Here is a 9537-nt window from a genome sequence, read left to right as displayed (position 1 = left end):
GCCTGGGGCCAGATAAAACGGCCTCGCTCCAATCGTTTTGCGAGCAACCAGAGCCCGTCGTCAGTTGCCCAAAGCAGTTTCACGAGATCACCGCGACGACCGCGAAAGATGAATACATGGCCGCCCAGCGGATTTTCTTCGAGTGCCGTCTGTACTTTCGCGGCCAGCCCCTGGAACCCGCAACGCATGTCGGTCACGCCGGCCGCCAGCCAGATGCGCGTACCTGCAGGCAGCGCGATCACTTCAAACATTCCTGCAGGAACGCTTCGGTGCGCTCGGCAGACAGGCCGCGAATCTTCACGCGCCGCTTGCCGATCTCCACCTCGATCTCGCACACGGGCGTCGGCATCGGTACGCTGCTCATCGCTTCCGACACCACTGTCGGCTCCGGTGCCCGAAGTACCAATGCCGAGTCGATCACGTCGACGCTCAGCAGTTCCGTGCCTGGCACGCTCGGCGCAGCGTCGAGTGCGGGGACGACCAGCTTGCCTTCACGATATTGCTTGCGCCATCCGAACACCACATTGGCGTTGATGTCGTACCGGCGCGCAACAATCGACACTGACATGCCGGGCTCCAACGTCTCTCTGATCACCTGCTGCTTGAATTCTTGCGTGTACGTGCGATGGGGATGGGCTCGCGCCCCTGCGTTCGACATGGCTGACTGGCTCCGTCAATCTAAACGCGCCCATCATGCTTTGGAAAAATCAGCATCGGGAAACGGTCGGGCCGAGTCGCTTACCAGCAACCGTTGAGACGAACGGGAAATCCAACCGAGGTTATCGACGCGCCGCCGTTCGCGAGCGGCGCGTCAATGGTTCTGAACGCTCTCTTATTGGCGTTTCTCGTCGGCGTTTATCGTCGGCGTTTATTGACCGGTATAGCCGAGCGGCACCGTCGCATTGCTTTTCGCAATCGTCGCGTTATTCGACACGATGTACTGCGGCACCTCCGTGAGTGTCAGCGCGACCCGGCCGTCGGTATAGGGGAGCGTGCTCGTGTTCCCGTAACCGTCGATCTTCGTCACGTTACCCGACGTCCCCGGACTGTCGACCTGAAGCGAATAACCGGTCGAGTACGTCTGGCTATACACGCCGCCGCTGGTGGGCCACTGCGCGTTGCTGTGCGTCCATGCGGCGGTCACGACCTTGCCGTTGCCGAGTTGCTGGAACGCATACACGAAGGTTCCCGACGGCGCGCCCGTGACCCGGCCCAAGGTGTTGGTGCCGTCCAGAACGCGAGTCATCGTGGCGAAGGCCATCGCTTCGGGCTTCGGCGAAAGATTCGTCGCGCCGAATGCGCCCTGTGCGTTATTCAGGTCGAAGAACGTGCCGTATCCCACTTCGCCCGGATAGTCAGCTCCATAGAAAAACGTGGTGAGCTGCGCGCCGCCGCCAAGCACGATGATGTGCGCCCGCACGCCCACCGCGGCATGCGCGAACAACTGGTTCTGCGACGGCACCGTGGGGCTGTAGCTGAGGCCAGGATCGTAGCTCGCGCCTGCTTCGGTGAAGAAGAGCTTCATGTTCGGCTTGCCCGCCTGCATCACCGAGCGCAACTGCGCCATCTGTTTGTCGAGCGCGTTGGCCTGGTTCGCCGGATCGGGATCGGAATCCTGCAACTCGGGCGGATGAGCCGGATAGGTGCCGGCATTCCAGTAGCCATGCGTCGATACGGCATCGATGTAATTCCACAGACCCAGCGCGCCGAACTTCTTCAGATAGCCGGTGGTGCAGGTGTCGCAATTCGCGGCGAACGGATTGGCCGTGCCCATCACGACTGCATTCGGATCGGTGGAGTGAATGCCTTCGTAAGCAGCCTTGTACATGGCGACGAAATTCGCGTCGCTATCCGACCAGCCGAGGCTCGGCTCCCACGTCACCTGATAGTAGTTCTTCTGCTGGTTCGGATAGTTTGCCGCGCGGATCAGGCTCGTATCGCTACCGACTCTCGCCATGAAGTTCTGGAACTCGGGCATGTTCAGCGGCGCATAGTAGCTGTCGGTGTACTGGCCGGTCTTCGAATTCCAGGCGGGCAGTCCATCGAGACGCACGATGCGCATCTGATCGGGATTGGCTTTATAGAACGGATCGAGATCGTTCACGCTCGGCGTGTAGGTGTTCGGGCCATTGGGCTCCATGACCGACTGCTGACGATCGTCGATCGTCCACGAGATCCCCAGAGCGCGCAGCGCGGCGATATTGCCGTTGAAACCCTGCATGCCGAAACGGTGTTGATCCTGGTGCGCATACGTCACGGTGCCCAATACCGGCTTGAGATTGGGCAATACGCCGAATGTCGCGATACCCATCGGGCGCGTTCCGCTTCTCGGCAGCGTGCCGCCATTCGCGCGCAGCGTCGCGGTAAGCGCGCCGTAGCCGGACCATGTCGACGTACAGGGAATCGTATTGGTCTGCGCGCCGGCGCTCACCGCGAAACTTCCCTGCGCCTTGATCGCGCCATTCGTGTCGGCGACGGACCAGATCACCGTATCCGCGCTCTGCGAATTCGTCGTGATCGCGAGCTTGAACGGTGCGTTGTTCTGGAAGATGCGCAGGCCATCGGTGGTGGGGGTGTCCGCGCTGATCAATCCGTTCGTGCTGCCACCCGCTGTTTGGATCGGCGTGCCGCAGGAGAGTGTCGAGGTTGTTGTTGGTGCGGGCGTTGGTGATGGAGTTGGTGATGGAGTTGGTGATGGAGTTGGTGATGGAGTCGGTGATGGAGTTGGTGATGGCGTTGGCGTTGGCGTTGGCGTTGGCGTTGGCGTTGGCGTTGGCGTTGGCGTTGGTGCCGGTGCCGGTGCCGGTGCCGGTGCCGGTGTCGGCGTGGCGGTGGTAGCCAGCCTCACCCAGCATGATTTGCCGTAGCCGAATGCGGGATCTGTCTGCGAAACCGCGCCGACGTAACAGCCCACCCCATTGCTGAAGGTACGCGGCGCCGTCAGCATGACCGACGGCGAATTGGGCGGAACGGCCCCGAATACCACCGAACCGGTTCCCGAGAATGTGCAATTGCCATTCTCCTGTCCGCACAGCGCGTATTGCAGTCCCGAAACGGTAATCGTGCTGGTTTGAGCCAATGCGTTTTCCGCGCCAAACCACACCAACGCTGTCGCCGCGGCGACCTGCAGTAATCTTGGATGTCTCATCATCGCCTGTATGTATTCGCTAAAAAGCCGGTTAGCCCCAAGGATTCAGCCGGATCGATCAAAGTCGTCCCGCTTTGGCGTTATCGAGTAGAGAAGTAAAACCAGAGGGCGCGCTGACTGCGCTCTATTGATGGTGAAGCCGGTGTTTAGATGTATCGTCATCCGCTCGCATGAACATTCCACGAACGGACAGCAATGCGGCAGATAAGCCAAGAGCGGCGCGCTCGCTTTCTTCACGGCACGTGCGGAACGGGCGCACGCAGACGTGCGTCGCCGGCTCCGCTTTGTTCTCGCGCCAGGAAAGATGGGAAATCGCCGAAAGGCAACCGCAGGGGTGTATCGATACCCGATGCTAATTGCAGCGCGAATCTCACGCAGTCAGGAAGCACGGAAAAAAACGACAGGTATCCGGAATGGCCGCTAGGGATATCCTGACGCCATGCTCGGAATGACGGCAACGCGCGGCATGAATTTGGCGCCGCTATGATTAAGGTTTCGATCAGAATGGAGATTCGCCGTGATAGCAAACCATCGCAGGGCGCTCATCAAATCGACCACCGCGCTTGGTCTGACTTATCTTTTCGGCCTGGGAGGTCTGAGCGCTCTTGCGGCGTCGGCGTCATCGGGAACGCTGATCAAGCCCGACAGCAAGTCCGTGTTGATCGTCGTGGACGTCCAGAATTGCTTTATCGAAGGCGGCTCCTTGCCGGTGAAGGGCGGCGCCGAGGTCGTGCCGCTCATCAACCAGTTGGCCGAGAAGTTCGAGAACATTGTCATCACGCAAGACTGGCACACGGCGGGGCACGCGTCGTTCGCCAGCTCCCATTCCGGCAAGAAGCCGTTCGAGACGGCGCAGTTGTCGTACGGCACGCAGGTCTTGTGGCCGGACCACTGCGTGCAAGGCACCGAAGACGCCGCGCTCGAAAAGAATCTCAAGCTGCCCACGGCACAATTGATCATCCGCAAGGGCTTTCACAAGAACATCGACAGCTACTCCGCGTTTGAGGAAGCCGATCACAAGACGAAAACCGGCCTGTCGGGATACCTCAAGCAGCGGCATATCGACACCGTGTTCGTGACGGGCCTGGCAACGGACTTTTGCGTTGCATGGACGGCACTGGACGCCCGCAAGGCGGGGTTCAAGGCCTATGTGATCGAAGATGCGACGCGCGCCATCGACCTGAACGGCTCGCTAGCGGCCGCGTGGAAGAACATGGACCGCGCGGGCGTGAAGCGGATTCAATCGAAGGACATTTTGTCGGCCTAGCCGGCGGCCTCGCAGACGGCCTCGCAGGCCTTGCCGCATCAACCATCACGCCCGTCCACTGCCATGAAAGCGCCGGTCCACATGCGCGAGGATGCTGCGTGACAGACGCGTCGCGCGTCCCTGAATCATCCGGTCGGAGACGCGCGAGAACGCATACGACGCGGCGAGCACCGCCAGCACCGTCGCGATGAAGAGCACGAGCGACGTCTTGCGGTCGCTCTGCCCGAACACGCCCTCGAAGAAATGCAACGTCGCATAAACGCAGACGAAGTGCCACAGATAGATGCCGTAGCTTTCGCGGCCAAGCGCGTCCGCACAGCGGCGAATCAACGCGCCGCGCGGTTCGCCGCCACGCGCATCATGGCGGCGCGAGCAGACGAACAGCAGAAACGCGACCGCGCTGCATGCGGCGAAAATCGGCGCGAGTTCATGGGCTTTCGCAAGCCACACGCCGAGCGCCGCGGTCGCGAGCGCGAAGACCGACGCGAGCGAGAAAAATAACCACGCCGTGCGCCGCGTCACGCTCGATGCGCCCGTCAGATGCGAGCGGAACGCGTACCACGCCCACATGCCGATGATGAAGCACGGCCCTTGCACCGGCGGCCAGAAATAGCTGAACGAGTTATTGCTCACATGACAAACAAACGTGCCGCGACAATCGCCGATCGACAACGCGAAGAGAGAAAGCGCCAGTAGCAACACCGTGGCGATCAATAAGCGCAGACGGTTCATCGCGACAAAAAACAGCAGCGGCGCGATCAGATAGAACAGCATTTCGACGCCGATCGACCACCCTCCCGGCACCACGTTGTTGATCGCGGTAGGCGACAGCGCGTGCAGAAACAGTACGTTCAGCAGGATGTCCGTTGCGCCGTGCGCGCCGAGCACCCACGCGCGCTCGTAGCCCGACTGCGTCGCGCCGTAGCTGATCAGTCCATAGACGGCGATCGCCGCGTAATACATCGGGGCAATGCGAAAGAAACGCTTGATATAGAAACGCAATGTGACGTGCCGCGCGCCCGCGCAACGCTCATGGTCCGCCTCGAGCGTCATGAAGATCGTGATGGCGCTGATCACGAAGAACAACTGCACGCCGTATTGACCCATGCGCGCCAATAACGTGACGCTATGCGGCAGATTCGGAAACTGAAACGACAGGTGTACTGCAACCACACCGACGATCGCGAGCGCCCGGCCGACGTCGAGCGCGGCAACGCGTCCTTTTTCCATCGATACATCCTCCTCGCGGTTCGTGCCGCCCGGTCAGGGGCCGCGAGCTTCGTGGACAAGACGTGTTCCGCGGAAGTTCCTGTTTTTTTCGCTAATCTCCACATCCCGACTCTCACGATCCGAAACAGCTTGTGCGACTTGCACGCCGGCATGCCTGATGGCCCGAACCGCCGGGCAGATATCTTGCTACCGAGGATGTGAACTCAACGAATCATTCCCGGAGATGCCATGCGGGTGCCTGCTCATCTCATCGCCTTGTTGGCACTGCCCCTGCTGGCGTGCGCAATCGGTCCCTCGGCGTCGGTCGAAACGGGCTTCGGCCCGAATCCTGTCCTGCCGGCCCCGCAGTCGTCCTTGCTGCCGACCCTCAACATCGCGCCCGCCCAACAGCGCACACCCGGCACCGCGCCGGCTGCGCCGCCGGGCTTCACCGTCACGGCATTCGCCGAGGGCCTCGATCATCCACGCTGGCTGTACACCTTGCCGAATGGCGACGTTCTGGTTGCCGAAAGCAATGCGCCGAAGGCGCACGACCAGGGAAGCGGCGTATTCGGCTGGATCACACGGCAGGTGATGAAACGCGCCGGAGCCGGCGTGCCGAGCCCCGACCGGATCATTCTTCTGCGTGCTAGAAGCGGCGGGGCCGCTGCGACAACGCAAGCGGTTTTTCTCAAGGACCTTCACTCGCCCTTCGGCATGGCGCTCGTCGGCGATCAGCTTTATGTCGCCAATACGGACGCATTGCTTCGCTTCCCCTATCGAACCGGCGAAACGACGATCACCTCGCCCGGCGTAAAAGTGGCGGATCTGCCGGCCGGGCCGATCAATCATCACTGGACCAAGAACATTGTCGCGGACCGCGACGGCAAGCATCTGTACGTGACGATCGGATCGAACAGCAATGTCGCCGAAAACGGCATGGAGGCCGAAGCGGACCGCGCACGGATTCTGCAATTCGATATCGCCACGCAGACCCTGCGGCCGTTCGCGACCGGCTTGCGCAATCCCAATGGCCTGTCGTGGCAACCCGAAAGCGGCGCGCTATGGACCGTCGTGAATGAACGCGACGACCTCGGCAATGAACTCGTTCCCGACTACATGACCGCCGTGCACGACGGCGCGTTTTACGGCTTCCCTTATAGCTACTACGGCCAGCATGTCGATACGCGGGTCAAACCGCAACGCCCGGATCTGGTCGCGAAGGCGGTTGTGCCCGATTACGCGCTGGGCAATCACACCGCGTCGCTCGGACTGGTTTTCTATACCGCGCGGCTATTCCCGAAACATTACTGGAACGGCGCATTCATCGGCCAGCATGGCTCGTGGAATCGCAAGCCGCATAGCGGCTACAAAGTCGTGTTCGTGCCGTTTTCGGGCGGACGGCCGGGCGCCGGACCCGAAGATTTCCTGACCGGCTTTCTCACACCCGACGGGCATGCACAAGGCAGACCCGTAGGCGTGGCGATCGATGCAAAGGGTGCATTGCTGGTCGCGGACGACGTCGGCAATACCATCTGGCGTGTCGCACCGGCTGGCGCGCGCGGCCAGCCATGAATGGCGCGGCGAATGGCGCGCGGACCGCGTTCGCCCTGACGATACTGACAGGTTCACAAGCGAGGGCCTAAGCGCAAAATTGGCTCGACACGTCCCAACAGTGTTGTTCACGCCACGGCGAGTGGCGAACCTATCGAGCGCATATGGAATCCGAATATCCGATACGACCGGCCCCGCGGCGCATCAATGTGCTTGTCGTCGTCGACACCGACGAAATCACCAGCGCCTATCGACCCAATCGCGACGCATCGCACCCGAAGGTTTTGGGCCACCATTGCCCGGTTTCGATCTGCACGGACGCGCGAGACGCAATCCGCTTTCAGGCAACAGGAAAGCCGAGGCTCAACGCAAATATTGGCGACATCGTCTCGATTGCGGGCACCTCCAGTTCCGCCAATTCGCAAGATGCCGTGCTGCTCTATTCTTTGCGATCTTCCGTCGACGGAAGCATTGTCGCGCCGCCACAACTCGTCGTTCTCACGAGATCGGGGGCAGTCGAACCTAACCCGGACTCGCAGGATCGCGACGGTTTGCCGCCCACCCACAGGGAAGCCAGTTTCTCGCGCATCTCATCGACCGTTCTCGAACGCGGCGTTGAGACGCTGGAGCTCGCCTTCGCGCTCTATACGCTGGCTGACGATGGACAGAGCCAGAGGACTTTCGGCTATTACGCCTGTCACTTTGTCATCGCCTCGATATGAAAAAAGTTGGTTTGACGGCTGTCGATCTACTCCCTCTCCTGTTTACTTTGCGAGCTGTGTGAACCCGGAAATAAGAGGACATTGCACGTGACACTTAGACCAGGTGTCGCCAGGCAGTCTCGGACAAACAAAGGAAACTGGAGAGGAACATCATGGCTGAAACAGTGTTGAAAGCAAGCGGTGTGGACATCAACGTGCTCGTCGTCGTTGACACCGAATATATCAAGCAAGCGTATCCGAACCCGAGCAAGGACCAGAACACGCCGACCGGTATCGCTCACGATCATCAGTTCATGCTGTGCACGGGTTCGCGAGGCATCATCTCCGGCCAGGGCACGGGCGATCTGGAATTCAGGGCGAACGTGGGGGACAACGTGGCCTTCACCGGCGTTTCGATTTACAACAACTCCGACGACGCCGTGATCGTGTACGACGTCAAGCATTTCTCGGGCGATCAGGTCTTCAATCAGTTCAATGCGGACATGGTCGTGCGAAACGGCGCGGTACAACCCAACGCCGATTCACCCAGCCGGAATGGACTCCCACCCATTCGGAAGCAGACGAACTTCTCGGTGTTCGATTCGAAAGTCCGCTCGAGCGGCAGGGAAGGATTCGGCATCGCCTTCGGACTTTATAAACTGGCCGACAATGGACAGGACCAGGAACTGTACGGCTACTTCTGGTGGGACCCGTACATTACCGTCGCGTAATGTGCTGAACTAGCGGAGCTTCATAACAATCCGCATGTACCTGTTGGATTCACGAGGACGGATCCAACAGGTTCCAGCGCACGTTGAATTCGCATCAAACGGGCCCGATCAGTTGGCGAATTCCGCCATGCGCGACTTCGACACCGAGCGCCGATAGCGTTTGATTGTCGATATCTATCCAGCATGCAACGACCATTCTTCCATCGATGCATTGCGCGGGCCCGGCACGGTGCGCCTGCACGCCGATCCGCCGAAATAGCCGCTCCATGCTGAGGTAAGTCACGCCGATCAGGCGCCGCGCGCCCAACTGCGCCGCGCATCGCACGACGGCAGCGAGCATCGGGCGAAACACCCACGCAAGATTGCCGGCCGCCACATGGCCGGCGCTAAGCGTGCTCGCAGCGAAGCGCGACAGCTCCCACACGTCGGGCGATTCCGGCGCCGACATTCTTTCGGCAAGCAGAAACGGAAACAGGTCTTTGAGAAGATACGGCAGTGTCGTCGGCAAAAGCCTGGCGCAGCCGCAAATCGACCCGGCCTCGTCATTGGCGACGACGTACACCGTGTCGTCACGATCATATTGATCGCGTTCGAAGCCGTCGTGTGCCATGGGCAGGCGCCATCCCAACTGCTTGACGAATACCGCATGCCGATACTGCGCAAGCGCGTCGCCCACGGCCTCAGGCAGCCGTCCATTGTCGTGAACGAAAGTCTCCATCATGCATCCCCGTTTCTTTTTATCGAGCGCATTAAAGCGCGGGGATTGGCGTGGGGTAACTGATAGAGTTGACAGGGCATGACGGCAAAAAATCGCCATCGCCTGAAATGCTCGGCTAGTAACTACCCATGATTGAAAAGCGATCCGCTTTTGCTTATAAATGAGTGCGGCGACGTTCGAGATCCATGCATTTCAGATGCAACGCTCAG

Annotated in this window: 10 protein-coding genes; 5 read left to right on the top strand and 5 right to left on the bottom strand. The window is 60.4% G+C overall.

The window, feature by feature from the left end; genetic code table 11:
* The 3 genes from tnpB to ACTJLC_RS10750 all read right to left on the bottom strand — a co-directional run.
* The coding region (gene tnpB / locus ACTJLC_RS10760) for an IS66 family insertion sequence element accessory protein TnpB (RefSeq protein ID WP_440843830.1) at nucleotides 1-251 on the bottom strand (251 nt) is incomplete at its 3' end.
* Entirely contained in the window at nucleotides 239-658 is a 420-nt protein-coding gene (locus ACTJLC_RS10755; protein ID WP_374710350.1) for a transposase, read from the bottom strand. The genes tnpB and ACTJLC_RS10755, both read right to left, overlap by 13 nt.
* Before the next feature lie 210 nt (nucleotides 659-868).
* On the bottom strand, nucleotides 869-2590 hold the full coding sequence (locus ACTJLC_RS10750; protein ID WP_310125315.1) for a hypothetical protein: 1722 nt from the start codon (nucleotides 2588-2590) through the stop codon (nucleotides 869-871).
* 92 nt (nucleotides 2591-2682) lie between these two features.
* Between ACTJLC_RS10750 and ACTJLC_RS10745 the strand changes: the two genes are divergently transcribed.
* Nucleotides 2683-2838: a hypothetical protein gene (locus tag ACTJLC_RS10745; RefSeq protein WP_440843827.1), complete on the top strand. Its 156-nt coding sequence runs from the start codon at nucleotides 2683-2685 to the stop codon at nucleotides 2836-2838.
* A gap of 827 nt (nucleotides 2839-3665) precedes the next feature.
* Nucleotides 3666-4415: a bifunctional nicotinamidase/pyrazinamidase gene (gene pncA / locus ACTJLC_RS10740; RefSeq protein ID WP_440843825.1), complete on the top strand. Its 750-nt coding sequence runs from the start codon at nucleotides 3666-3668 to the stop codon at nucleotides 4413-4415.
* Nucleotides 4416-4460: 45 nt separating this feature from the next.
* Here pncA and ACTJLC_RS10735 read toward each other — a convergent pair whose 3' ends face one another.
* Nucleotides 4461-5645, bottom strand: coding sequence for an acyltransferase family protein (locus ACTJLC_RS10735; protein WP_310129588.1), 1185 nt, complete (start codon nucleotides 5643-5645; stop codon nucleotides 4461-4463).
* A 228-nt stretch (nucleotides 5646-5873) separates the two neighbouring features.
* On the opposite strand from ACTJLC_RS10735, the gene ACTJLC_RS10730 reads away from it, so the two are divergent.
* From ACTJLC_RS10730 to ACTJLC_RS10720, 3 genes are all read left to right on the top strand, one after another.
* Nucleotides 5874-7199: a PQQ-dependent sugar dehydrogenase gene (locus ACTJLC_RS10730; RefSeq protein WP_073430413.1), complete on the top strand. Its 1326-nt coding sequence runs from the start codon at nucleotides 5874-5876 to the stop codon at nucleotides 7197-7199.
* Between the two features lie 143 nt (nucleotides 7200-7342).
* A complete protein-coding gene (locus ACTJLC_RS10725) occupies nucleotides 7343-7900 on the top strand; it encodes an AidA/PixA family protein (protein WP_073430414.1) in 558 nt (185 codons plus the stop codon).
* A gap of 152 nt (nucleotides 7901-8052) precedes the next feature.
* Entirely contained in the window at nucleotides 8053-8610 is a 558-nt protein-coding gene (locus ACTJLC_RS10720) for an inclusion body family protein (protein ID WP_073430415.1), read from the top strand.
* A 94-nt stretch (nucleotides 8611-8704) separates the two neighbouring features.
* On the opposite strand, the gene ACTJLC_RS10715 is transcribed toward ACTJLC_RS10720, so the two are convergent.
* The gene (locus ACTJLC_RS10715; protein ID WP_073430484.1) at nucleotides 8705-9328 is read right to left on the bottom strand and encodes an acyl-homoserine-lactone synthase; all 624 of its coding nucleotides are present in this window, start codon (nucleotides 9326-9328) and stop codon (nucleotides 8705-8707) included.
* Between the last annotated feature and the right edge of the window lie 209 nt (nucleotides 9329-9537).

The organism is Paraburkholderia sp. 22099, assembly GCF_052045835.1.
In the GTDB taxonomy this organism is placed as follows: domain Bacteria; phylum Pseudomonadota; class Gammaproteobacteria; order Burkholderiales; family Burkholderiaceae; genus Paraburkholderia; species Paraburkholderia terricola.
Note: the sequence above shows the minus strand (reverse complement) of the source record. Positions and strands in the feature narration are given on the sequence as shown.

Bases quoted from the DNA above. Each gene is read 5' to 3' on its own strand.
- ACTJLC_RS10755 (WP_374710350.1), bottom strand. From the start codon at position 658: ATGTCGAACGCAGGGGCGCGAGCCCATCCCCATCGCACGTACACGCAA.
- ACTJLC_RS10745 (WP_440843827.1), top strand. From the start codon at position 2,683: ATGGAGTTGGTGATGGAGTTGGTGATGGAGTCGGTGATGGAGTTGGTG.
- ACTJLC_RS10735 (WP_310129588.1), bottom strand. From the start codon at position 5,645: ATGGAAAAAGGACGCGTTGCCGCGCTCGACGTCGGCCGGGCGCTCGCG.
- ACTJLC_RS10730 (WP_073430413.1), top strand. From the start codon at position 5,874: ATGCGGGTGCCTGCTCATCTCATCGCCTTGTTGGCACTGCCCCTGCTG.
- ACTJLC_RS10725 (WP_073430414.1), top strand. From the start codon at position 7,343: ATGGAATCCGAATATCCGATACGACCGGCCCCGCGGCGCATCAATGTG.
- ACTJLC_RS10720 (WP_073430415.1), top strand. From the start codon at position 8,053: ATGGCTGAAACAGTGTTGAAAGCAAGCGGTGTGGACATCAACGTGCTC.
- ACTJLC_RS10715 (WP_073430484.1), bottom strand. From the start codon at position 9,328: ATGGAGACTTTCGTTCACGACAATGGACGGCTGCCTGAGGCCGTGGGC.